This window comes from Haemophilus haemolyticus, from assembly GCF_001679045.1.
GTDB lineage: Bacteria > Pseudomonadota > Gammaproteobacteria > Enterobacterales > Pasteurellaceae > Haemophilus > Haemophilus haemolyticus.
This window is the reverse complement of record NZ_LYCK01000001.1, coordinates 116,060-139,165: the sequence shown is the minus strand read 5'-3', so window position 1 is coordinate 139,165 and position 23,106 is coordinate 116,060. Positions and strand designations below refer to the sequence as shown.

The window sequence follows — 23,106 nt, the reverse complement described above, 5'->3', positions numbered from 1 at the left end:
TTGCTTTCCTTCTTATTTAATGATACCGCGAGCACGGAGCAATGCGGTTTTAAAATCTTCTTCATAATCTTTTTTGAGACCAGGAATTGGCTCATGCTTATCTATACCACCCATTTTTAACTGATAAATAATCACTTCATCAGTTAATTCATTTAATGGCTTTTGAAAACCTGATTCATTGGCAATTTTTTGCAAAATTTCCATTAAGCTCAAATCCGGATCTTTAGACCAATAAGGCTGTAAAAGTTCCAAAACTTCATTTAAACGCTTACATTTCATTGCTATTTCCTTTTTAATCGTAAAAAATAGACAAATGATACTTGAAATAACGATAGATTAAAATATGACAATTACAATAAGTGCGGTAATTTTGGCAGGTGGCAAAGCACGCAGAATGGGCGGGCAAGATAAGGGATTACAGATTTTAGGTAAACAATCTTTAATTCAACATGTTATTCATCGCTTGCAACCACAAGTTCATGATATTTCGATTAATGCTAACCGAAGTCAAACAGAATATGCTAAATTTGGCTTTCCTGTTTTTTCCGATGAACTACCCGATTTTCAAGGTCCATTGAGCGGCATGCTGACAGCCCTAGAAAAGACAAAAAGTGACTTCATCCTTTTTACTCCTTGTGATACACCTTTTTTCCCTACGAATCTTTTAGATAAACTCAAAAGCGCGGTTAAAAATGACCGCACTTTAATTGCGTATGCTTGCGATGAAGAACATGAACATCCCGTTTTTTGTTTGATGTCCGTTCAGCTAAAAGAAAAATTGCGACACTACTTAGCATCAGGTGAACGACGTCTTTTACAATTTATGAACGAAAATGGTGGAATTTCAGTAAAATTTACGAAAGAAGAAGGGCATTTCGAGAATTTTAATACGCTGGATGATTTAAAGAAAAACAGTAATCTAATTGATAACTAGCAAAAGTGCGATTTATTTTTATTATTTACGGGCTCCAAATATCGCAATTAATTCTTTCACTTTTACGCGTTTTTCTGAATTCTGACTAATAGAACGTTGAACTTTTACCCGTTTAAATTTTGCACCATTGTAAATTTCACGCGTAAATTTAGTATCGTGATTCGAGATCAATATCGGAATTTGTTTTTCTTTTTGTATAGATTTCGCTAAATCTGCCAAAGCACGTTGCTGCATCAAACCAAACTCATTGCCCGCATAACCAGTAAAATTAGTATCCTGTTGTAGCGGAGCATACGGCGGATCACAATAAATCACCGAATCTTTATCGGCAAATTCAAAAGTTTTTTGAAAATCACAGCATAAAAATACCGCACTTTGCGCTTTATGAGCAAAATAACGTAATTCATCTTCTGGAAAATAATGAGTTTTGTAAGCACCAAAAGGTACGTTAAATTCATTCTTGCTGTTGTAGCGGCATAATCCATTAAACCCAAAACGGTTCAAATACAAAAAAATAATCGAACGTTCGAAAGGATCCGTAGATGCATTGAATTGGCGACGTTTGGTATAGTAATAATCGGGTGTATTGGCATCATCAGCGAAGAAAATCGGCTTGCAAGCTTCAATATAACCATCTACATTTTCTTTAACAATATTGAATAGATTGATTAAATCAGGGTTGATATCTGCCAAAATATAGCGTTCAAAATTAGAATTAAGAAACACTGCTCCAGCGCCCACAAATGGCTCAATTAAGCAGTTTTTTTTGTTTGGAAAGGCTCTATTTATATCGTCCGTTAAGCGAAATTTTCCCCCCGCCCATTTTAAAAATGGACGGTGTTTTAACTTAGGTTTTAAAGATTGTTTTTTCGGACGTAACATCTTAATCCGTTTGAGTACAACAACGAATTGCGTTTAACACGAGGGTATGATCGGCATCATTCGCCACATAAGCTTGGCCTAGAGATTTGAGTAGCACCAGACGCAATTTACCCGCTAGAACTTTTTTATCACGCATCATATGCGGTAAATAGTCTTCCGGCTGCATCGTATCCGGTGATACGGTGGGCAAATTGGCACGAGCAAGTAATTTTTCAAGGCGAGACACATCTGCAATAGAAATATTACCAAGTTCTTCCGAAAGCGCTGCTGCCATCATCATTCCCGTCGAAACAGCTTCGCCATGAAGCCAGTTTCCATAACCTAAGTGAGTTTCAATAGCATGCCCAAAAGTATGTCCAAGATTGAGCAATGCACGATCGCCTTTTTCTGTTTCATCTCTCGCAACCACATCTGCTTTAATTTGGCAACAACGAGAAATACAATGTTGAAGCGCTTCAGGATGCAAAGCGACAAGTTCATCAATATGTTGTTCTAGCCATTCAAAAAATTCGTAATCTAAAATGGCACCATATTTGATAACTTCAGCAAGACCCGAGTTTACTTCACGTTTAGGAAGTGTATTAAGCGTGAGCGTATCAATAATAACCATTGATGGCTGATAGAATGCGCCAATCATATTTTTGCCTAATTCATGGTTAACAGCCGTTTTACCGCCCACTGAAGAATCCACTTGTGAAAGCAATGTGGTTGGAATTTGAATTAAACGGACGCCGCGCTGATAACTTGCCGCAGCAAAGCCAGCAACATCGCCAATTACACCGCCGCCCAATGCAATAATCGTGGTATCTCGTCCATGATTACCTTGCAAAAGTGCGGTGAAAATTAAGTTTAAAGATTCAAGCGTTTTGTATTTTTCGCCATCTGGCAATAAAACATGATCAACCACGCAACCACGTTTTTCTAACGCATAGATGACGGTATCAAGATAAAACTGTGCGATCGTGGGATTCGTTACAATCATCACGCGATCCCCTCGTTTAATCGGGTAACTACGTTCATCTTGTAACAATCCGCTACCAATTAAAATAGGATAGCGACGCTCTTGCAATTCCACGTTGACGCACAGCATAATTTATCCTTAGGTGTGTTTAAAGTGCACCATTCAATCCATTCATATTATCAATTAAATCAACAATTTGATTCACCATTACTTTGGCATTTTGCTCATCAGTTAGCAAAGTGATGTCCGCAATTTCTTCATAAAGCGGATTGCGAATTTTTGCTAAATCTTCCAATACTTGACGAGGATTCTCTGCATCTTGGAGCAATGGACGTTTTTTATCACGTTGAGTACGTTGGAATTGTTTTTCCACCGTTGTTTCCAAATAAATCACAATGCCACGTGCAGATAGATAATTACGACTTTCTTTAGAAAGTACCGCGCCACCACCAGTTGAAAGCACAATGCCTTGCATTTGAGTAAGCTCATTAATAATGCGTTCTTCACGCTTACGGAAGCCTTCTTCACCTTCCAAATCAAAAATCCAGCTAATATCCGCGCCCGTACGCTCTTCAATCACGGCATCGGAATCAATAAAATCCATATTAAGCTGTTGTGCTAATTGACGACCGATAGTGCTTTTACCTGCACCCATTGGTCCCACTAAAAAAATATTACGTTTTTCCGCCATTGTTCTTTTCTAATTAAATTAAAGGTGAAATAAAAATTTGATCTTTCTAACAAAAATACAGTCTAAAACAAATTCGACTACTTGAAAGATCTCCCCAAAAATGGCCTAGATTATCGCAATAAACTACCCTATTTTTCAACCTTTCTAGGGAATTTATTTTCTACGAGAAACCATCCAGATATGGAATAGTTAAGATTCTCAATCATCGATGAAATTTTCAAGACTCAGACTAATAACAAAAATAGCGCGTTAAATACGCGCTATTTTTAGTCTATTTTTCAATTTTATTTTTTAGGTAATGCATCAGTTGAAGCATTAAATTTTACATTTGATGAAGTGTAAGCCTCAAAGTGTGGATGTTTTTTCATAAATTTAATGAAACTTTCCGCATCAGGCAAGTATGTATCAACGCCTTCATATTTTGGATCATTAAATAATTTACCAAAAGTTTTGTAACCATCTTTACCGCTAGCTACATAAGCATTGGTACCAACGAGATAACGTTTATTATCATCAATTGGTTCCCATTGTTGGGTTTGTTTATTCAATACTTCCACGCTGACTAAACGTTTACCTTCCGCATTTGGTATTTCATTCGCTTCGTAACGAATGCCCGCGCCATAAGGGAATGCCCCTGTAGAACCATCAACTAAAGCAAATTGCATCGCATCTTCAAGCACTTGTTTCACTAACGAACCTTCCATTTTATAGGTATATAACGTATTCCCGAAAGGTAAGAAAGTATAAGCATCATTAAAGGTTACATTGCCTGGTAAAATATCCGCACGAACACCGCCTGCATTTTGAATGGTTAAATCCACTGTTTTGAGTTCGTTATACATTGTTTCTGCAATAAAACGCGTTGCAATAGAACCTTCTGGATTTGAGCCTGCTTTATTTGGGATACGATTTGCTGAACCACCCGGCATTGCAGAACCGGTGATGACGCCAACAATTTCTTGTGCTAAACGATCTTTTTCACTTTTATATTTTGAAATAAGCATGTCTGTTTTTGCATCATGATCATCAAGTGAAATACTCTTCATTGACTTTAAAGTATCAAGCGCTTTTTTACGTTCATCGCCTGTTAATTCAGTCCATTTACCTTCCGCATTTTTCACTTGAAGTTTATGAGAACTCATTAACACATGAGGAATTTTACGAGTAATAGACGCAATACCTTCAGGACTGAATTTAACACCTAAGTCACCCACAACAGCAGAATAAGCCCAACCTTCCATTACAAATACCGGTTCGCCATTCGGATTTTTAAATTCAAGCGGATATTCATAGATTACTGGAAGTTTTAAACCACGTAATTCATCATTTCCGTATAAATAATGTGAATCCCCAGTAACGATCACATCAATATCATTTACTTTTTGAGCAATTTCGATATTTTTTTCACTTCCTGCATGTGAAAGTAAAATGATTTTATTAATGCCTTGTTGTTTTAGCGCATTTGCCATAATTTGTGCGGTAGCAATTTCATCATAGAACTTCACATCCTTACCTGGTGAAGATGAATTAACCGTTTTATTCACGGTATCTAATCCGATAATGGCAATTTTTTCTCCATCCACAGTGAAAATATCGTAAGGTTTCCATTTGTTATATAAAATTGAATTTTTATCAGGAATAACATTGGCTGAAAGTACTGGAATTTTTAATGGCTCGAGTAGTTTTAATAAACCTTCATTACCCGCGTCAAATTCATGGTTACCCAAAGTAAAATAATGGAAATTACCAGCATTCATGACAGCCGCATCAGCGGAACCGCCAAAAAGTGTGAAATACAGCGTACCGGTAATCGCATCACCAGCATGTAGCACTAATGGATTTTTATACTTTTTACGTAACTCATAAAGTTTTCCATTCACAGCAGAAAAACCGCCAATATCAACCTTTGTTTGTTGACCATTTAGATTAATTCTTGCTTCGTGCGGTTCCAAATAAGAATGGTGGTCGTTAATATGTAAGATACTTAACTCCACAGCTTTATGTGCTTGCGGCGCTTCTTTAGCAAAGGCTGCACCTGAGCAAAGCATTGCTAACGCACTAACTGCAAAGGTAACTGATTTTTTAGATAAAAACATAATGGCTCCTTGTGAGTAAACGGATTAATTTAAGCCTTCAAGCATTGCTTGGAAAGTCTTATAACGAATAGCATAGTTATTGTGTTGAAGATTTTCACGTGCTTGATCTAAATACGAAAAATCATCAACCTCCACCCCTTTAAATTGGCGAGCAAACATCATATTGGCTAGAGCGAGGCGGGGCTTAATTTCAGAAGAAGGGGTTATCAAACTCACTCGATTCTCAGTAATAGAAAAAGTTGTTTGATTAGGAAAATCTTGACGCATCTGTTCAATAATTTTTTGAAATATGCCTTTAGCATCCAAAGACAATAATATAATTTGATCTGGTTTGGCTCCCCTTTCTAGTAAAGCCTGAACAAATTGCTCCGAATTATCTGTTTGACGAATATAAATTTTTGCCTGCTCATTCGCTAAAAAAGACACCAATAAGTTTTTCTTCATTTCCTGAATTAAATTAGCATCGCCAGTATTTATCGGCTCAAAGTATAAGTAATCAAGAAATTTAGGAGTGAGATTTTTATCTGTTTTAAAAATGCGAGTTAGGATTTTTTCGCTTATTTGGATCTGATTATCTAGGAATTGAGGAGGTAAAGAAAAAAGTGCGGTGAGTTTTTTCTGTAAAATCGAAACTTGTTGCTTTTCTTGTTTGGCTAAAGCGATTGAAAATTGTTGTTTTAAAGCCTCAGCGGACTCAGTAGATACTGATTGTTGAGAAGACGGAGGAGGACTTGCTATCACAGATTGTTGAATGCCAATACATGACGCTAATCCAAGTAACACAGAATGAAAACCGATTTTCATAATAAACCTCATTTAACTGATATTTTATCAATGTAAAATACCGCTTAACGCGTAAACTTGACCTAAAACTGTTTAAGAGTTTTTTAGATTATACGTAAAACAAAATTGCATGTGAATGATAATGTTTACTTTTTCAAGAGAATATAACGTACTTATTAGAATGCTCATCCAAAACTTGCAATTTTGCTCAAAAAGTATAAAATTCGCAGGCTTTTTGTCTATATATACAGAGAAAAAAGTAAGCTATATTCTTAAATCGCTTTCGAGTTTAGGAATATTCTTTTAGTAATTAAACATTTAGAGGAAGGTTATGGTAACCATTCGTTTATCTCGTGGCGGAGCTAAAAAACGCCCATTTTATCAAATCGTAGTAGCTGACAGCCGTTCACCACGTGACGGTCGTTTCATTGAGCGTGTAGGTTTCTTCAATCCAATCGCACAAGGTAACGCAGAACGTGTTCGTATCGACTTAGACCGTGTTAACCACTGGGTTGGTCAAGGTGCATCACTTTCTGATCGTGTTGCGAGCTTGGTAAAAGAAGCACAAAAAGCAGCATAATTTTGCTTTTTGATTTAGTTCTTAAGCTAAGATAGGTGAGAAATATGGAACAACAACGTATTGAAGTTGTGGGCAAATTAGGCTCAACCTACGGTATTCGTGGGTGGTTACGTATTTATTCATCAACAGAACAAGCTGAAAGCATTTTTAATTATCAACCTTGGTTTTTAAAAATCAAAGGTGAATGGCAGCCAACTGAATTAGAAAACTGGCGTCATCATAATCACGAAATCATCGTTAAATTAAAAGGCGTTGATGACCGTGAAGCTGCACAAATTTTAGCAAATGTTGAAATTGGTGTGGATTTATCTGTTTTCCCAGAACTGGAAGAAGGCGATTATTACTGGCACGATTTAATTGGTTGCTCAGTCGTAAACCTAGAAGGTTATACAATGGGAACGGTGACAGAGATGATGGAAACGGGTTCTAATGATGTTTTAGTGGTTAAAGCCAACACTAAAGATGCTTTTGGAAAACAAGAGCGGTTAATTCCGTTTTTGTATGAACAAGTAGTTAAAAGAGTCGATCTCACCACGAAAACTATTGAAGTGGATTGGGACGCTGGTTTCTAATCTCAAGTATGCACAAACGTAATGTAGTAGGCTTTTTATGTGGATAGGGGTGATTTCATTATTTCCCGAAATGTTTAAAGCAATTACGGAATTTGGGGTTACAGGCAGAGCCGTAAAACATAATCTTCTGAAAGTGGAATGTTGGAATCCAAGAGATTTTACATTCGATAAGCATAAAACCGTGGATGACCGACCTTATGGTGGTGGTCCAGGAATGCTAATGATGGTGCAACCTTTACGGGATGCGATTCATGCTGCGAAAGCAGCGGCAGGAGAAGACGCAAAGGTGATTTACCTTTCGCCACAAGGACGTAAACTCGATCAAGGCGGTGTAACCGAACTTGCTCAAAATCAGAAATTGATTTTGGTATGTGGACGTTACGAAGGTATTGATGAGCGATTGATTCAAACTGAAATTGATGAAGAATGGTCAATCGGCGATTACGTTCTGACCGGTGGAGAATTGCCTGCAATGACATTAATTGATGCTGTTGCACGTTTTATTCCCGGTGTATTGGGCAAACAAGCCTCCGCAGAAGAAGATTCTTTTGCAGACGGTTTATTAGATTGCCCGCATTACACCAGACCGGAAGTGTTAGAAGGATTAACTGTACCGCCCGTGCTGATGTCGGGACATCACGAAGAAATTCGGAAATGGCGATTAAAACAATCGCTACAAAGAACGTGGCTCCGACGCCCTGAGCTCTTAGAAGGCCTAGCTCTGACTGACGAACAACGTAAACTGTTAAAAGAGACGCAAGCCGAGCATAACAGTTAGTTTCAGTTACATCTAGGATCAATAAAGGATCAAACAATGTCTAACATTATCAAACAACTTGAACAAGAACAATTAAAACAAAACGTACCTAGCTTCCGCCCAGGTGATACTTTAGAAGTTAAAGTATGGGTAGTTGAAGGTAGCAAACGTCGTTTGCAAGCATTCGAAGGCGTGGTTATTGCAATTCGTAACCGTGGCTTGCACTCAGCATTTACTTTACGTAAAGTATCTAACGGCGTAGGCGTTGAGCGTGTATTCCAAACTCACTCTCCAGCTGTAGATTCTATCGCAGTTAAACGTAAAGGTGCGGTACGTAAAGCTAAACTTTACTACTTACGTGAACGTTCAGGTAAATCTGCTCGTATTAAAGAGCGTTTGGGCGAATAATTTCGCAAAGAAAAAGGCTTGGAATTCCAAGCCTTTTTTGCATTCATCATATTAATCAGCACTATAATACAATTTTCCGATTTCAATTTTTTGACGACCAGTCTCTTCACGCCATTTATTACTATCACGTAAAGAATACACACAACCACAATATTCCTGTTGATAAAACCGCTCACGCTTACTAATCTCAATCATGCGTTGCGAGCCACCTTCTTTTCTCCAGTTATAATCCCAATAAATAACATCATCATATTTTTCCGCAGCGCGATGGCCACAGCCATTGATTTGATTCATATCCTTCCAGCGAGAAATACCAAGACAACTAGTAAATACAGGGAAACCATGTTCATGAGCATATTCAGCAGCTTTTTCAAAACGCATATCAAAACACATAGTACAACGAATTCCCCTCTCAGGCTCCCATTCCATTCCTTTGGCACGATCAAACCAATTTTGACGATCGTAATCTGCATCAATAAATGGAATGCCAAATTTTTGGGCAAAACGAATATTTTCTTCTTTACGAATTAAATATTCTTTGAGTGGATGAATGTTTGGATTATAAAAATAAATCGTAAATTCAATGCCAGATGCAAGGATTGCCTCCATCACTTCACCCGAACAAGGTGCACAGCATGAATGTAAAAGAAGTTTATTATGCCCATCTGGCAACTCAAGTTTTTCACGAATAAAAGGTGCGTTAGGATCTTTGCGTACCTTTTGTTTACGAGTTTTACCTTGAAAGTTAACCGCACTCTGCTCAGGTTTAGATTGAAATTCTGTATTCATAAAGTTTAATTAAAATTAATGGGTATCAAGTATATAAACTAAATCAAGGGCTAATAATTTCTATCCACAGACAAATAAGCCAAAGAAATCAACGCCTTCTTATAATCAGTGTCTGGCAAAATTGCAATTGCATCTACAGCTTTTTGAGCTTCTTCTTTTGCACGACTCATCGCGTAATCTAAAGACTTATGCTCAGCCATAATGGCTAATACTTCATCAATAGCTTCACGTTTACCACCTTGCTCAATCGCTTCGCGAATTAAAGCAGCCTGTTGAGCATTACCATGACGCATAGCATGTAGTAGAGGAAGGGTTGGTTTTCCTTCAGCTAAATCATCGCCTACATTTTTACCTAGAGCTTGCACATTTGCACTATAATCCAATACATCATCCACGAGCTGAAATGCAGTTCCAAGATAACGCCCATAATCTTGTAAAGCCTTTTCTTGAACTTCTGTTCCGCCCGCAACAATTGCCGCAGCCTGACCTGCCACTTCAAACAAACGCGCAGTTTTGCTATAAATTACACGCATATAATTAGCTTCGCTCGTTTCAGGATCATTAACATTCATTAACTGCTGAACTTCGCCTTCCGCTAAAACGTTAGTCGCATCGGCCATGATTCCCAAAATCTTCAATGACTCTAATTGTGCAACTAATTGAAATGCACGCGTATAAATAAAGTCTCCTACAAGTACACTTGCAGCATTCCCAAATTCTGAATTCGCCGTAGCGCGCCCACGACGCATATCAGACTCATCCACCACATCATCATGTAATAAAGAGGCAGTATGAATAAATTCAACAAAAGTAGCACAAGTAATTGAATTAGAGCCTCCAAACCCTAAAGATCGAGCTGCAAGAACTGCGATCAATGGACGGATCCGCTTACCACCACCTTGAACAATATAAAAACCTAACTGCCCTATTAATGGAACATCTGAATTAAGCTGAGCAAGAATATTTTGGTTAACTTTTTGCATATCGGGATCTGCAAGTTTCTGGATCTCGTCTATGCTCATAAGATCTTGTTTCTTCATTTTTTCATCAATTATTAGTCAAAGGTGCGGTGCATTTTACCCGAATTTTCAGACTTTCTGAAATCAATCCGCAAATGAAGGGAATTTTTTTATTTTATTGTAAATAAATTCTTGCCATAGGTAGGATTTTTCCGTAGAATTTGCGACCTATTTATATGAATTTTTAAGTGTGGACTGCTAAAGAGCAGGGAAACACAATTAAGCGGAGTATTTATGTACGCAGTTTTCCAAAGTGGCGGTAAACAACACCGTGTGAGCGAAGGTCAAGTTGTTCGTTTAGAAAAACTTGAACTTGCAACTGGCGCAACAGTTGAGTTCGATTCTGTGTTGATGGTCGTTAATGGTGAAGATGTTAAAATCGGTGCACCAGTAGTTGCTGGCGCAAAAGTAGTGGCTGAAGTAGTTGCACAAGGTCGTGGCGAGAAAGTTAAAATCGTTAAATTCCGTCGTCGCAAACACAGCCGTAAACAACAAGGTCATCGTCAGTGGTTCACAGAAGTGAAAATCACTGGGATTCAAGCATAATTTCAGAGGAGATCAAGTAGATGGCAACTAAAAAAGCTGGTGGTTCAACTCGTAACGGTCGCGATTCTGAAGCTAAACGCCTTGGTGTTAAACGTTTCGGTGGCGAATCTGTATTAGCAGGTAGCATCATTGTTCGTCAACGTGGTACTAAGTTCCACGCGGGTAGCAACGTAGGTATGGGCAAAGACCACACCTTATTCGCAACTGCAGATGGTAAAGTTAAATTTGAAGTAAAAGGCGAGAAAAGCCGTAAATACGTAAGTATTGTTACTGAATAATTTAAAATCTATTCGATTGAAACGCCCTACAATTTTGTGGGGCGTTTTGTCTTTTTTAATTTCACATAAGCGAGCAAGCAATGAAACAACAACCTTTATTAGGCTTTACTTTCGCGCTTATTACCGCTATGGCTTGGGGATCCTTACCTATCGCTCTCAAACAAGCTTTATCTGTAATGAATGCGCAAACTATCGTATGGTATCGTTTTATTGTAGCGGCGATCTCATTATTAGCTCTACTTGCTTATAAAAAGAAATTACCTGAACTAATGAAGGTCGGCCAATATGCTTGGCTTGCTATTATTGGGGTAATTGGTCTTACTGGCAATTTTCTATTATTTAGTAGTTCGCTGAATTATATTGAACCTTCAGTTGCACAAATTTTTATTCATTTATCCTCTTTTGGAATGCTTATCTGTGGTGTACTGATCTTCAAAGAAAAATTGGGGATGCACCAAAAGATCGGACTTTTCTTATTGTTAATTGGTTTAGGCTTATTCTTTAATGATAGTTTTGATGTATTTGCCGGACTAAATCAGTATTCAACAGGTGTCATCTTAAGCGTAGCAGGATCCCTTATTTGGGTCGCTTATGGAATGGCGCAAAAATTAATGTTGCGTAAATTTAATTCACAACAAATCTTGCTAATGATGTATTTAGGTTGTGCCATAGCCTTTATGCCGATGGCTGAATTCTCGCAAGTACAAGAACTCACACCTTTAGCTTTGATTTGTTTTATTTACTGTTGTTTAAATACCTTAATTGGATACGGCTCTTATGCGGAAGCACTTAATCGTTGGGATGTATCAAAAGTCAGTGTTGTTATCACACTTGTACCGCTTTTCACGATCCTATTTTCTCATATTGCTCATTATTTTAGCCCATCAGATTTTGCCGCACCAGAATTGAATAATATTAGCTATATTGGCGCATTTGTTGTAGTATGCGGGGCAATTTTATCCGCGATTGGACATAAATTATTACCGCATAAAACTCATTAAAGTGCGGTTTATTTTGGAGAAGTTTTAATGAAATTTATTGATGAATCCCTTATTCGAATTGAGGCTGGGGATGGTGGCAACGGTTGCGTAAGTTTCCGTCGAGAGAAATTTATTCCTAAAGGCGGCCCTGATGGTGGCGACGGTGGTGATGGTGGCGATGTATATTTACAAGCAGATGAAAACCTTAATACCTTAATCGATTATCGCTTTAATAAACGCTTTGCCGCAGAGCGTGGAGAGAATGGACGAAGTTCAGATTGTACAGGGCGTCGCGGTAAAGATATTATTTTACCTGTTCCCGTAGGAACTCGCGCTATTGATAACGATACTAAAGAAACTTTGGGAGATTTAACCCAACACGGTCAAAAAATGTTGGTAGCCAAAGGTGGTTATCACGGTTTAGGGAATACCCGTTTCAAATCATCGATAAACCGTGCACCGCGTCAAAAAACAATGGGAACGCCAGGCGAAAAACGCGATTTATTACTAGAGTTAATGCTACTTGCCGATGTGGGAATGCTCGGTTTACCTAATGCGGGTAAATCCACTTTTATTCGTGCCGTTTCAGCAGCCAAACCAAAAGTTGCAGATTATCCATTTACTACCTTAGTGCCAAGTCTCGGTGTTGTGAAAGTTGACGACTCACATAGTTTCGTAGTCGCTGATATTCCAGGATTAATTGAGGGCGCAGCAGATGGCGCAGGACTAGGAATTCGCTTTTTGAAACATCTAGAACGTTGTAGAGTGCTTATTCACCTAGTTGATATAGCCCCAATTGATGGATCTAATCCAGCAGATAACGTGGCTATTATTGAATCTGAACTTTTCCAATACAGTGAAAAATTATCAGAAAAACCACGTTGGTTGGTATTCAATAAAATTGATACGATGAGCGATAAAGAATCTGAAGAGCGAGCTCGAGAAATTGCTGAACAATTAGGTTGGGAAGAAGATTATTACTTGATTTCAGCTGCAACAGGAAAAAATGTTCCATCACTTTGTCGTGATATTATGGACTTTATCATAGCGAATCCACGCGAAGCCGAAATACAACAAGTTGCACCTGAAGAAGTAAAATTCAAATGGGAAGATTATCATCAAGAAAAACTAGCAGAGCATCAATTTGATGATGAAGAAGATTGGGATGATGATTGGACCGAAGAAGACGATGAAGGAATTGAGTTCATCTATAAACCTTAAGAAGGTCTGATTTTATAAGTATTAAAAATTTAAAAGCACCTAAACTATTGTTTAGGTGCTTTTATTATATAAAGGAGATACCTTAGATGAAAACCTCTAGTATTTTACCCGCACTTTAACACTTGGCTTATTATTTTTTACCAATTGTAAGTGGAGACCTCGTATAGGTTTGACTATTGGTTTCACACTCTCTGGAAGTTTGCTTTCGACACGTTGTTTAATTTGTGTTGTAGCATCTACTTTAAAATGAAGTTGACGGCTATGAGCATTTTTCATTTCAGTACGGGTTTTGACACCTTTTACTACAATCTGATTATGCTTAGCATTCACCCCAGCATTAGTTGCAGTTTGTTGTTTTTTCGCATTAACCTCAACTTTCGCATCTGCTTTCACACCAGCAATAGTCCCATTATCCCAATCTTTTTTAGCTGTTTCAGCCCATTTATCTGCTGTTGGAACAGTGAGTTTGCCACTGCCATTAGCAGAAAGATTGACACTCACTTCATTCACCTTATTTGCTAGTTGTTCAGTATGAGAATCACCAGAAATTGTACCGTTTACATGATTTGCATTAACGGAACCACCCACAAATTTAGCATTACCACCAGCATTAATTGTCGCTGTATTGGTATTCATAGTGGTTTCAGTATGAGTTTCATTACGAATAACATTTACCGATAAATTTCCACTACCAGATGATGGCGTCCATTTTTGATCATTAACGCTGCCACCTACTTTTAATCCTACGGACACATCGGTTTTGTTCACATTATCTTTTGCTGCTGTAAGTGATAAATTACCTTTACCTGCATTTAAGTTAAGGTTTTGAGATTGAGAATTTACGCCTTGTAAATTCACCCCATTCTGTGCGGTAATATTTACATTCTTGCCATTTACTGAAACGCCAGTATGGGTTTGACTATTACCAACATTCACATCAACATTCGCATTAAAGCCAACATTAGATACATCAGCACCAATATTTACACCTAATCCAACAGTTGCTGCTGTATTTTGATTATGATCATTGCCCGCCGTGATATTTACTCGCTTACCAGATAAATTTGCATTTTCTGTAGCCTGCACATTCGTTCCTTGCAAACTTAGCACGCCTTGGGTTTGGACATTCACGTTTTTACCAGAAATAGAGCCTGTTACTGCTTGGCTTTGGTTACCTTGGTTACCATTTGCAGACACACTTACATCAATAGATGGAACTGCCGCCCCCGCCGATGGTACAACCATAGCACCGACGCCTAACTTAGCATCAAAACCACCGCCAGATTGGTTCTTACTGTTTGTTGCTTGATTAAATTGTGCAGTTTGAGCATTAATATTCACGTTTTCTTTTCCATGAATATTTGCTTGGCTGTTTAATTTACCTGTGTTGATGTTTATATTTTTAGCATTAACAGAACCTTGTACTGAATTGCTTTCATGATTACTTGATTGACTGTAATTTGCGCCTACATTAGCGGATACATTAAAACGTTGAAAATCACTCGTATTAGCCGAAACACCAACACTTACTCCAGCATTCATTTTGTCTGTTGAAGCTTGATTAGCGACAGCAACAAGTTGATGGTTTTGTGAGTTAAATTGAGCCGTTTCACCAACATTATATTTCGTTGCATTATCTTGAATATGATTTGCCGTTACATCCACATTTTCACCCGCTTGTAATGCTGAAGCATGATGAGTAACACTTGAGGATGTTTCACGCCCACCTTTTGCAGAAAGATCTGCTTGAACGCTAAATGCTTTTTTATTATCAATGCTGGCTGAAACTGTTACTCCTACATTCACATTATTGCCGAAACCATTATGGCTATCCTGTGCTGTAGAATGAACAATCTGTTTGGCATTTTCTTGAATATTTCCATTAGACTGTACTTGTGTACCTTGGTGCTCAATACGATTTGCATTAAGTTGAACATTATTTGCAGCGGAAAGCTTACTCACTTGTGCTTTATTATCTACAGATGAATTAAGTGAATAATTCACGCTTGCACCTAAAGTACCACTAACTTTACTTTCTGTTACAGTACCACTTAAACCGATATTCACCTCATTTTTCACACTATTTTGGATAGATTCGTTGGAATCTGCTTTCGTAGTGATGTGATCAGCTTGAATAGCTAAATTACCTTTTGCTGCGGCAACTTCACTACCAGAAATCACCACTTTTTTTCCAGTTAAAGAGACGTCCCCACCTTTTAATGTTGAGGCCGTATGCGTCGTAGCTTGGCTATTTTGGCTATTGTTATACGCATGCAAACCTACATGGAATTTGCCTTCTGCTTTTACAGCATCAGGCTTTTTATCAATACTGATTTCAGCATCAGAATCAACACTTGGTTTACCTTTACTGTTATCTATATTTAAGTTCGCTGCTAAATGTCCATGCTGGAATGTAGTTTTTAAACTATCAAATCCACCAAAAAGACTGAAACCTGCTTCATTTGAAGATTTTTCAATATGATTAGTCGCACCTTTAATCTCAATACCACTTTTCGCAGCAATATCCAATAAACCTGCAGATTGAACATTTGAGCCTATAATACTGACATTTTTATTAGTAGAAAGCTGTAGGTTTGACTCTGATTTAAGTGTTGAACCATGTGCAGTGGAAGTATGTTCATAGCTGCTTTTACGAGCTTTAGTTATATCAAAAATCGTCCCCTGACGAGCATAATCACTAGCGGTTTTATTTGCGTGAGCACTATCAATAGTTAAGGAACCTGCATTTCCTTTTACAATACCATTACCACCAGTCACCACTCGGCTACCAGTAATATGGACGCCTCTTTTCGCATCTAATACAGCATCACCTCTTACAGTGAGATCTGAGCCATGAATAATCTCAGCGTTTCTCCCTGTCCCCACAGTTTTAGAACCTGCCAAGCCTCCCCAGAAACGCATATGGTCATTTAAGCTATAATGTTCCGTTGTTTTTTCTGCATTAAAAGCTAAATTTCCTTCATTTTTAGCTAATAATGCTCCATCAACCTTCGCAACCACGCCAATAAGATTAACATCGCCTTTGCCACCTAAAACAAGGTCATTTTGTGTTGAAATTTCAGTTGCTGTATAACGTTGAATATGACTATCTTGATTGCTCGTACCCGTTTTTAAACGAGCCGTTTCATTTTTAAAATCAGCATAAGCTGCTTGAGATTGAGTAGCACTTGCTCCACGTAAAGTTATTCCTTGCTCTCCATAAAGTGCGGTTGTTTTTGCTGAAATTTTTGCACCTTCCGTTGTCACTTTACCTTTTGTAGCAACTATATTGATATTGTCGCTTGCGATAGTCATACGGTGAGTAGTTTCTGTTCTGTTGCTATCCAATTCATTACGATACCAACCACCTTTACTTTGAAATTTGCTAGATTTATTCGCAACAACTGTTTTTTCTGAACCTAAATGAACGCCACCACCATTGATTTGGCTAGTTTTAGCTTGAATATCGGCACCATTAATATTCAATTGATTAATAACATTAATATTGAGTTTATCTGCTTTAATATGTGTCGCTTGATAATTTTCAGAGGTGCCACTACGTTCTTCACGAACATTAACGGCTCCTACTTTGCCAGATTTACCTGAACTATAACCATCTCCACGACTTACTTTTCCATTTATATTCGCTTTACCGGCGGTAATACTAATTTCTTTTGCGCTTAGCTCTGTTGCTTGAGCTGTAATTGTGGCTCGATCATCCGCAGAATGAATACGAATTCTGCCAGCTTGAATACTACCAACCACTCGCCCATCTAATACTTGCCCTGTTTTTTCTGTTGTAGTGATTTTTAGTGTACCGTTATCTTCTCGAGTAATTTTATTTTTACCCGCAATCACATTTACCCCTTCACTTGTTGAGATTTGACCAGCAACATTTACTTGCGGTGCAATTAAATCAATATCACCACTTGTTGTAATTTTGCCATTGGTATTCAATCCCTTATCCCCGGCAACATCATAACCATTTAAATTTCCAGTCGATACTTGAGGTTTACCAACAACTAAAGAAGCTCTAGGTGTATTTATAAAGCCACCACCTTCAACACTAATACCATTTGGATTAGCTAACACATAATCAGCCTTATCCCCAAAAACTTCTTGTTTACCTGCAATTTTAGAAGGATTACGACTAATCACTTCGTTAAGGATAACTTTTGCAGATTGAGTTTTGAGATTTGGGTTAGCATTAAGATCACCAGCAAGTTGGGATTTTCCATTTTGACGCGCATTGTTTAAAACAGCACCCGCTTGCTCTACGTTAAATTTATTATATCGGTTATGAGAAAGCCCCGAATTACTTGGATTAGCAATATTGATGATTTCAATATTTTGTTTTTTAGTAACTTGAGTGTTACTGTCTGCAACATTAATTTCAGCGAAAGCTGACTGTCCTGCAATACTTAATGTAATGGCGAGAGAAATTTTACTTAATGAGTAAGATTTAGACATATTATTACCTCTAAGATGGAGAATAATTCAAGAGGCTCTCTTGTATGGTTACAGTGCCTCTTGATAGTTATGAGAAGTGTTTGTATTAAAACAAAATCAGAGAAGTTCGACCAGTATTTAAAATCTAGAAAACGTGATCTGTATCACAGGATTAAGATTTTTTATTGATTACATCAGAACAAGTAGACAAAATTCGTTGAAATAAAACGTTCTTGCTTTACGCCATCTGATTTACCAAATAACCGTCCAGTTGCCCATTCAAGATTTGCTTGAAATGCTTTACGAGACCAATTTAATCCTATCGCATAAGCAAGTGCTTTTTCACGTTGATCTTCATTAACAGATTTCTGTATGCCTAAATCAAAACCCAAATAAGGCGAAAATGTTCCTATTTTCGTTTGCTTGATCCAAGCAATATCGTTATGTGATACAAGATTTTTTTCAGCCGATAAATTTAAATCATTTAACCCACGAACACGATTATAACCTGTTAAATCCTCTTGTTTTACCGATGGTAAATAATGAGAACCATATTGCCCAGTGAGCTGATGAGAGTGACGGAAAATTTCGCTACCTAACGCTTGATAACGATTAAATTTCAGATCCAAGTTCCAACGTTTAAATTGAGATTCAGGTTGATCCTCTGCTTTATTTTTTCCTTGTTCATAACGAATATCGACAACTAAATTTCCATTTTCAAATAATTGGAGATGATTGATACCAACAGAAATACTAGAAAGTGTCGGACTTTGCAATGCCAATACTACATCTTCAAGACGATGCTTACTCTTGAGTTTTTCAAATTGGGTAGAAAATGTAGATATATGGTTTGCACCTCGATGGAAAACATATTCAGCTGAAATTCCAGCTTGAACAGTACGACCATTTTGCTGTAAAGAAAAGTTTTCCAGTATTAAAGGTGATTTAAATTGTGAGAAGGATGCAAAACTACTAAATGTCCAATATCCGTATGGTAAAGAATAATGAAGTAACAAAGAGCGGTTAAATTGATAACGGGATTTTAAAGTATGTGCTCCACTTAAATATAACGTATCGGATAAACCAAACGGATTTCCAATGTTCACCGCAGCACGTGCTTGCCAACGTCCATAATTTTTTGACGCGTGATCATCTATGCCAATAGAGCCTGAAATACGAGAAGTTGGCTCATTACTAAAAGACAATCTTATTTCACCATTTTTAGCGGGCAAAACATCAACGGTCACATTGTTTCCAGATATACGATTCGCTTGGTCAAGTGCTTGATCAAGATCTTGCACTTTAAGTGGTTTACCCAAAACATTTGGTAACAACTGATTTAAATTAAGTTGCTTATCATCACTTTCTAATTCTGCAGTTTTTCCTTCAAAAACATGCAAAGTTAATAAACCTGAGTGATCATCTTCAAATTGGAATGGATTATGAATATATCCCTTATCAATATATTCCTGCGTAAGCTGCTGACTAAGCTGATTCAATCTTTCCTCATTTATGCACTCTTCTTTCTTTGGTAATAAGTGGTCTGCCTTAACAAGTGTCACGCCCTTAAATTGAATGCCTTGATAATTTAAACAAGCTTTTGAAAGAGAATCATTTTTTGATTGTTGAGTAGCAGATTGAAAAGAATGTTGTTGAATCCAACGATTTTGATTCAAAGATTGAAATTCATTGAATTGCTGTTTAGTTTGTTGAAATGATTGAGTCAAATTATCTGCTAAAACCACAGGTGAAGTAGCAAGTAAAAGAAATGAGAAAGAAAGGTATTTCATATGAAAAAGCTTCATAACAATTACAGTTTATATTCAGTATATCGGAATCTACCTCTTAATTTAATAAGGGAAGTGCTTATAACTATAATTAAAACTAACGTTCTAATAATACTAAAACGCCATTTATACATTTATCGGCTCAAGATACTGAATCCAGAATCCGATAAAATTTATATAAATGGCGACTAGTGAGACTTAATCAATTTAAATTCAAAATTGCAATTAGCCTTTATATATCAAGTCTTACAAGTTAAGCATCAACGCTCAAAAATTTCAGAATCAGTAAAGAAATAAGCAATTTCACGATTTGCACTTTCCACACTATCCGAACCATGAACCGAATTCTCACGCTGACTCAATGCAAAATCTTTACGAATTGTACCTTCTGCTGCAGTTTCTGGATTCGTTGTACCAATCAAAGTGCGATAATCTTTCACTGCATTTTCTTTTTCAAGAACGGACACCACTATCGGTGAAGACATCATATAATCAACTAAAGGAGCAAAAAATTCTTTGCCTTGATGCTCTGTATAAAAGCCTTCAGCCTGCTCACGAGTTAAGCGTACCATTTTAGAAGCTATGATTTTAAAGCCATTTTGCTCAAAACGAGTTAAGATCGCCCCAATTAGATTGCGCTTTACAGCATCAGGTTTAATAATCGAAAAAGTTCTTTCTGTCATCATATCTCCTTACTTCAATGATTTTGATAACATTAAATTTGCTAAAGTTTGCACACCAATCCCTGTTGCCCCAACAGCCCATAAATCACTACCAGATTTACGATAAGTCGCGGAACAATCAATATGCAACCAATTTTGCTGATAATTTTTTATAAAATATGATAAAAATGCAGTTGCAGTACTTGCACCCGCTCCAACTGGAACCGAACCAATATTAGCAATATCGGCAAAGGATGAATTAATTTGTGAGCGATGAAAATCTTCAAATGGTAAACGCCAGAAGGGTTCATTTTCTTCTTGTGCTGATTGGAAAAGATTCTTCACGAGCTCATCATCCATAGATAATACCGAATGATAGTCATTTCCTACAGCCACTTTTGCCGCGCCAGTTAACGTCGCACAATCAATAATAAAACCTGGATTTTGGTTATCAGCCTCAATCAATCCATCAGCTAACACCAAACGTCCTTCAGCATCAGTATTCAACACTTCTGCGCTTACGCCATTTTTATAAGTAATAATATCACCCAATTTAAATGCATTATTGCTTACCAAATTTTCTGCACAACATAAATACAGTTTAACGCGTTGATTTAATCCGCGAGCGATAGCGAAACCTAAAGCCCCCGTTAATAATGCAGCCCCGCCCATATCAGTTCGCATTGTACTCATTCCACCACTTGGTTTAATACTATAGCCGCCACTATCAAAAGTAATCCCCTTGCCAACTAAACAAGCTAACACTGGCGCATTCGGATCTTGCGTTGGATTGAAATCAAGTTGCAACATAGCGGGCAAGTTAGCAGAGCCTTTACCCACCATCCAAATTCCATGATAACCTTGTTGCTCAAGTTCCTCACCAGAAATAATCTTAAAACTTACCGCACTTTTTTTATTATAAATATCAGCTTGGTTTAAGATAAATTCAGCCGCACGCTCCGCTAATTTAACTGGCGTTAAACTTTGTGCTGGTTCATTAATAATTCCACGCACAAAATCGCTACATTCGATACGCGCTAACAATTCATCTTGTGGCTCATCATCTAAATGTGGGAACTCAATCGCGTAATCTTGTTTTGCTGTATAAAAACCTTGATAAAACGCCCAGCAAAATTCCAAATCCCATTCTTCACCGACCAATTCCACATCTTTAATTCCATGCCCACGCAATTTACGAGCAGCTTGTTGAACTAAAGCGCGGTCAGTTTTTTCATTATTTTTTAAATGAATCGTAGCTTTATTAGAGTCAAAGCTCAAAATAGCATTTTTTCCCCAAGCGTCTGTGGCTAACGAATTTGAAATCGTGATTTGCATATCTTCCCCATACATAAAACAAAAAAGGATTAAAAAACTATACCAGTTTTATACCTAATTTCATATCATTCAATCATGAATAACAAGCATTTTACAAATATTTAAGGTAGAATCTACTAAATTTAAGTTTGCACATGCTTTTATTCGTATGATTCAAGAAAAACATCTAACGTTTACAATTAACCTCTTAGTTTCTCTATTTTTCTTAACCGTTTTGATCATTCCAAAGGGTTATAATTATGCACCAATAATATTAAGCGCGATTGGATTGATTTATTTCATACCATTAAAGAAAAAACTATCTTTTAGCTCTGAAGATAAAAAACTGATTTTTTCTTTTTTATTTTATTTCTGCACATTCTTATTATCTATCATTATCAATAAAGATGGAATAAGAGAAATAGACAATCCAAGCCGACTTCTTTTATTCATTCCCCTACTACTTTTATTCAAAAACTTTCCAATAAAAAGGAAAACAATTTTATATGCAATTCCTTCTAGTGCATTAATTACTGGATGTATTGCGTTATTTCAGAAGTTTGTATTAGGATATGAAAAACCATTTCCTGAAACAATGCATATACAAATGGGTGATATCGCCATATCTTTAGCAATATCAAGTCTTATTATTAGTATCTATTTTTCTATAAAACAAGAATATAAATCAGCACTATTCGGAATGATTGGTCTGATACTAGCTGTAAGTACTAGTGCACTATCTGGGGCTAGAGGTGGATGGATTGGTTTCCCTATTATATTTTATATTGTTTTAGTTCTATATAGAAAATATATTAATAAAAAATTAATTCTATCTTTATTTATACTAACCATCCTGACATTTTCCACATTACTTTCAAGCTCTAAATTTGGAATTGAACAACGTTATAATGAAGCAAAATCAGATATAATTAATTACTTTGAAGAAAGTAATAAAGATACATCCTTAGGGGCTCGCTTTGATATGTGGGAAAATGCATTAATTGCTATTAAGGAAGCACCTATATTTGGTCATGGTAGTGAAGGATACAACCAATTTAGAGATCGACAAGTTAGCTCAGGACAAATGGCTAAAACAACTTTAGGCTTTAAAAGTTTACATAACCAATATTTAGAATCCTGGGTGAAACGAGGGATAATTGGATTTATAGGATTAATTTTTGTTATTCTAATACCATTATTTTTCTTTATTAAAAATTTAAATACTGAAAATTTAGAAATAAAATGCATTACTATCCTAGGAATTACACATATTATTTCTCATCTATTCTTTTTCACAAGTCAATCATTCTTAGCCCATAATTCAGGTAATATATTTTATTTTTTTACTTGCCTTATATTTTATTGCCTAATTAAACGAAAACAAAATTAAATAATAA

At 36.9% G+C, this 23,106-nt stretch carries 22 protein-coding genes; 10 read left to right on the top strand and 12 right to left on the bottom strand.

Annotation, left to right across the window (positions count from 1 at the left end):
- Positions 1-12: 12 nt before the first annotated feature.
- Complete coding sequence (locus A8M50_RS00730; RefSeq protein ID WP_005645791.1) at positions 13-279, bottom strand: YihD family protein; 267 nt, start codon at positions 277-279, stop codon at positions 13-15.
- A gap of 64 nt (positions 280-343) precedes the next feature.
- Here A8M50_RS00730 and mobA point away from each other — a divergent pair, with 64 nt between their 5' ends.
- The gene (mobA, locus tag A8M50_RS00725) at positions 344-934 is read left to right on the top strand and encodes a molybdenum cofactor guanylyltransferase MobA (RefSeq protein WP_005645570.1); all 591 of its coding nucleotides are present in this window, start codon (positions 344-346) and stop codon (positions 932-934) included.
- Between the two features lie 21 nt (positions 935-955).
- Here the strand turns inward: mobA and A8M50_RS00720 are convergent, their stop codons facing one another.
- From A8M50_RS00720 to A8M50_RS00700, 5 genes are all read right to left on the bottom strand, one after another.
- Positions 956-1,816 carry a Dam family site-specific DNA-(adenine-N6)-methyltransferase gene (locus A8M50_RS00720; RefSeq protein WP_005645595.1) on the bottom strand — a complete coding sequence of 287 codons (861 nt, stop codon included), beginning with the start codon at positions 1,814-1,816 and terminating at the stop codon, positions 956-958.
- A gap of 1 nt (position 1,817) precedes the next feature.
- Positions 1,818-2,906, bottom strand: coding sequence for a 3-dehydroquinate synthase (gene aroB / locus A8M50_RS00715; RefSeq protein ID WP_005645625.1), 1,089 nt, complete (start codon positions 2,904-2,906; stop codon positions 1,818-1,820).
- Positions 2,907-2,925: 19 nt separating this feature from the next.
- Entirely contained in the window at positions 2,926-3,468 is a 543-nt protein-coding gene (gene aroK / locus A8M50_RS00710; protein WP_005645599.1) for a shikimate kinase AroK, read from the bottom strand.
- 284 nt (positions 3,469-3,752) lie between these two features.
- The gene (nadN, locus tag A8M50_RS00705) at positions 3,753-5,564 is read right to left on the bottom strand and encodes an NAD nucleotidase (protein ID WP_005645753.1); all 1,812 of its coding nucleotides are present in this window, start codon (positions 5,562-5,564) and stop codon (positions 3,753-3,755) included.
- Positions 5,565-5,588: 24 nt separating this feature from the next.
- The gene (locus A8M50_RS00700) at positions 5,589-6,368 is read right to left on the bottom strand and encodes an amidohydrolase family protein (RefSeq protein WP_005645774.1); all 780 of its coding nucleotides are present in this window, start codon (positions 6,366-6,368) and stop codon (positions 5,589-5,591) included.
- 310 nt (positions 6,369-6,678) lie between these two features.
- On the opposite strand from A8M50_RS00700, the gene rpsP reads away from it, so the two are divergent.
- Genes rpsP through rplS form a run of 4 tightly spaced genes read left to right on the top strand, consistent with a single transcriptional unit; the run spans position 6,679 to position 8,664 of the window.
- A complete protein-coding gene (gene rpsP, locus A8M50_RS00695) occupies positions 6,679-6,927 on the top strand; it encodes a 30S ribosomal protein S16 (RefSeq protein ID WP_005626429.1) in 249 nt (82 codons plus the stop codon).
- A 44-nt stretch (positions 6,928-6,971) separates the two neighbouring features.
- Positions 6,972-7,499, top strand: coding sequence for a ribosome maturation factor RimM (gene rimM, locus A8M50_RS00690; RefSeq protein ID WP_005645677.1), 528 nt, complete (start codon positions 6,972-6,974; stop codon positions 7,497-7,499).
- A gap of 37 nt (positions 7,500-7,536) precedes the next feature.
- On the top strand, positions 7,537-8,277 hold the full coding sequence (gene trmD / locus A8M50_RS00685; RefSeq protein WP_005645800.1) for a tRNA (guanosine(37)-N1)-methyltransferase TrmD: 741 nt from the start codon (positions 7,537-7,539) through the stop codon (positions 8,275-8,277).
- Positions 8,278-8,313: 36 nt separating this feature from the next.
- The gene (rplS, locus tag A8M50_RS00680; RefSeq protein ID WP_005626422.1) at positions 8,314-8,664 is read left to right on the top strand and encodes a 50S ribosomal protein L19; all 351 of its coding nucleotides are present in this window, start codon (positions 8,314-8,316) and stop codon (positions 8,662-8,664) included.
- 51 nt (positions 8,665-8,715) lie between these two features.
- Here rplS and A8M50_RS00675 read toward each other — a convergent pair whose 3' ends face one another.
- The gene (locus A8M50_RS00675; protein ID WP_005645533.1) at positions 8,716-9,453 is read right to left on the bottom strand and encodes an epoxyqueuosine reductase QueH; all 738 of its coding nucleotides are present in this window, start codon (positions 9,451-9,453) and stop codon (positions 8,716-8,718) included.
- Positions 9,454-9,503: 50 nt separating this feature from the next.
- Positions 9,504-10,493: an octaprenyl diphosphate synthase gene (ispB, locus tag A8M50_RS00670; protein ID WP_005645722.1), complete on the bottom strand. Its 990-nt coding sequence runs from the start codon at positions 10,491-10,493 to the stop codon at positions 9,504-9,506.
- A gap of 213 nt (positions 10,494-10,706) precedes the next feature.
- Between ispB and rplU the strand changes: the two genes are divergently transcribed.
- The 4 genes from rplU to cgtA all read left to right on the top strand — a co-directional run bounded on the left by rplU (position 10,707) and on the right by cgtA (position 13,497).
- Positions 10,707-11,018, top strand: coding sequence for a 50S ribosomal protein L21 (rplU, locus tag A8M50_RS00665; protein WP_005626416.1), 312 nt, complete (start codon positions 10,707-10,709; stop codon positions 11,016-11,018).
- A 20-nt stretch (positions 11,019-11,038) separates the two neighbouring features.
- Positions 11,039-11,296 carry a 50S ribosomal protein L27 gene (gene rpmA, locus A8M50_RS00660; RefSeq protein WP_005626413.1) on the top strand — a complete coding sequence of 86 codons (258 nt, stop codon included), beginning with the start codon at positions 11,039-11,041 and terminating at the stop codon, positions 11,294-11,296.
- Positions 11,297-11,376: 80 nt separating this feature from the next.
- The gene (locus A8M50_RS00655; protein ID WP_005645538.1) at positions 11,377-12,297 is read left to right on the top strand and encodes a DMT family transporter; all 921 of its coding nucleotides are present in this window, start codon (positions 11,377-11,379) and stop codon (positions 12,295-12,297) included.
- Between the two features lie 27 nt (positions 12,298-12,324).
- Complete coding sequence (gene cgtA / locus A8M50_RS00650) at positions 12,325-13,497, top strand: Obg family GTPase CgtA (protein ID WP_005645582.1); 1,173 nt, start codon at positions 12,325-12,327, stop codon at positions 13,495-13,497.
- A gap of 96 nt (positions 13,498-13,593) precedes the next feature.
- Here cgtA and A8M50_RS00645 read toward each other — a convergent pair whose 3' ends face one another.
- From A8M50_RS00645 to pepB, 4 genes are all read right to left on the bottom strand, one after another.
- Positions 13,594-17,967: a two-partner secretion domain-containing protein gene (locus A8M50_RS00645; protein WP_005645736.1), complete on the bottom strand. Its 4,374-nt coding sequence runs from the start codon at positions 17,965-17,967 to the stop codon at positions 13,594-13,596.
- 173 nt (positions 17,968-18,140) lie between these two features.
- Positions 18,141-19,736, bottom strand: coding sequence for a ShlB/FhaC/HecB family hemolysin secretion/activation protein (locus A8M50_RS00640; protein ID WP_005645750.1), 1,596 nt, complete (start codon positions 19,734-19,736; stop codon positions 18,141-18,143).
- 257 nt (positions 19,737-19,993) lie between these two features.
- A complete protein-coding gene (gene ndk, locus A8M50_RS00630; RefSeq protein ID WP_032826543.1) occupies positions 19,994-20,416 on the bottom strand; it encodes a nucleoside-diphosphate kinase in 423 nt (140 codons plus the stop codon).
- 9 nt (positions 20,417-20,425) lie between these two features.
- Complete coding sequence (pepB, locus tag A8M50_RS00625; protein WP_005645822.1) at positions 20,426-21,730, bottom strand: aminopeptidase PepB; 1,305 nt, start codon at positions 21,728-21,730, stop codon at positions 20,426-20,428.
- 148 nt (positions 21,731-21,878) lie between these two features.
- Here pepB and A8M50_RS00620 point away from each other — a divergent pair, with 148 nt between their 5' ends.
- On the top strand, positions 21,879-23,099 hold the full coding sequence (locus tag A8M50_RS00620) for an O-antigen ligase family protein (protein WP_005645671.1): 1,221 nt from the start codon (positions 21,879-21,881) through the stop codon (positions 23,097-23,099).
- Positions 23,100-23,106 lie beyond the last annotated feature (7 nt).

What these genes read in the sequence shown, in the direction of transcription:
- A8M50_RS00730 (WP_005645791.1), bottom strand. Translation starts at nt 279, where the DNA reads ATGAAATGTAAGCGTTTAAATGAAGTTTTGGAACTTTTACAGCCTTAT.
- mobA (WP_005645570.1), top strand. Translation starts at nt 344, where the DNA reads ATGACAATTACAATAAGTGCGGTAATTTTGGCAGGTGGCAAAGCACGC.
- A8M50_RS00720 (WP_005645595.1), bottom strand. Translation starts at nt 1,816, where the DNA reads ATGTTACGTCCGAAAAAACAATCTTTAAAACCTAAGTTAAAACACCGT.
- aroB (WP_005645625.1), bottom strand. Translation starts at nt 2,906, where the DNA reads ATGCTGTGCGTCAACGTGGAATTGCAAGAGCGTCGCTATCCTATTTTA.
- aroK (WP_005645599.1), bottom strand. Translation starts at nt 3,468, where the DNA reads ATGGCGGAAAAACGTAATATTTTTTTAGTGGGACCAATGGGTGCAGGT.
- nadN (WP_005645753.1), bottom strand. Translation starts at nt 5,564, where the DNA reads ATGTTTTTATCTAAAAAATCAGTTACCTTTGCAGTTAGTGCGTTAGCA.
- A8M50_RS00700 (WP_005645774.1), bottom strand. Translation starts at nt 6,368, where the DNA reads ATGAAAATCGGTTTTCATTCTGTGTTACTTGGATTAGCGTCATGTATT.
- rpsP (WP_005626429.1), top strand. Translation starts at nt 6,679, where the DNA reads ATGGTAACCATTCGTTTATCTCGTGGCGGAGCTAAAAAACGCCCATTT.
- rimM (WP_005645677.1), top strand. Translation starts at nt 6,972, where the DNA reads ATGGAACAACAACGTATTGAAGTTGTGGGCAAATTAGGCTCAACCTAC.
- trmD (WP_005645800.1), top strand. Translation starts at nt 7,537, where the DNA reads ATGTGGATAGGGGTGATTTCATTATTTCCCGAAATGTTTAAAGCAATT.
- rplS (WP_005626422.1), top strand. Translation starts at nt 8,314, where the DNA reads ATGTCTAACATTATCAAACAACTTGAACAAGAACAATTAAAACAAAAC.
- A8M50_RS00675 (WP_005645533.1), bottom strand. Translation starts at nt 9,453, where the DNA reads ATGAATACAGAATTTCAATCTAAACCTGAGCAGAGTGCGGTTAACTTT.
- ispB (WP_005645722.1), bottom strand. Translation starts at nt 10,493, where the DNA reads ATGAAGAAACAAGATCTTATGAGCATAGACGAGATCCAGAAACTTGCA.
- rplU (WP_005626416.1), top strand. Translation starts at nt 10,707, where the DNA reads ATGTACGCAGTTTTCCAAAGTGGCGGTAAACAACACCGTGTGAGCGAA.
- rpmA (WP_005626413.1), top strand. Translation starts at nt 11,039, where the DNA reads ATGGCAACTAAAAAAGCTGGTGGTTCAACTCGTAACGGTCGCGATTCT.
- A8M50_RS00655 (WP_005645538.1), top strand. Translation starts at nt 11,377, where the DNA reads ATGAAACAACAACCTTTATTAGGCTTTACTTTCGCGCTTATTACCGCT.
- cgtA (WP_005645582.1), top strand. Translation starts at nt 12,325, where the DNA reads ATGAAATTTATTGATGAATCCCTTATTCGAATTGAGGCTGGGGATGGT.
- A8M50_RS00645 (WP_005645736.1), bottom strand. Translation starts at nt 17,967, where the DNA reads ATGTCTAAATCTTACTCATTAAGTAAAATTTCTCTCGCCATTACATTA.
- A8M50_RS00640 (WP_005645750.1), bottom strand. Translation starts at nt 19,736, where the DNA reads ATGAAATACCTTTCTTTCTCATTTCTTTTACTTGCTACTTCACCTGTG.
- ndk (WP_032826543.1), bottom strand. Translation starts at nt 20,416, where the DNA reads ATGACAGAAAGAACTTTTTCGATTATTAAACCTGATGCTGTAAAGCGC.
- pepB (WP_005645822.1), bottom strand. Translation starts at nt 21,730, where the DNA reads ATGCAAATCACGATTTCAAATTCGTTAGCCACAGACGCTTGGGGAAAA.
- A8M50_RS00620 (WP_005645671.1), top strand. Translation starts at nt 21,879, where the DNA reads ATGATTCAAGAAAAACATCTAACGTTTACAATTAACCTCTTAGTTTCT.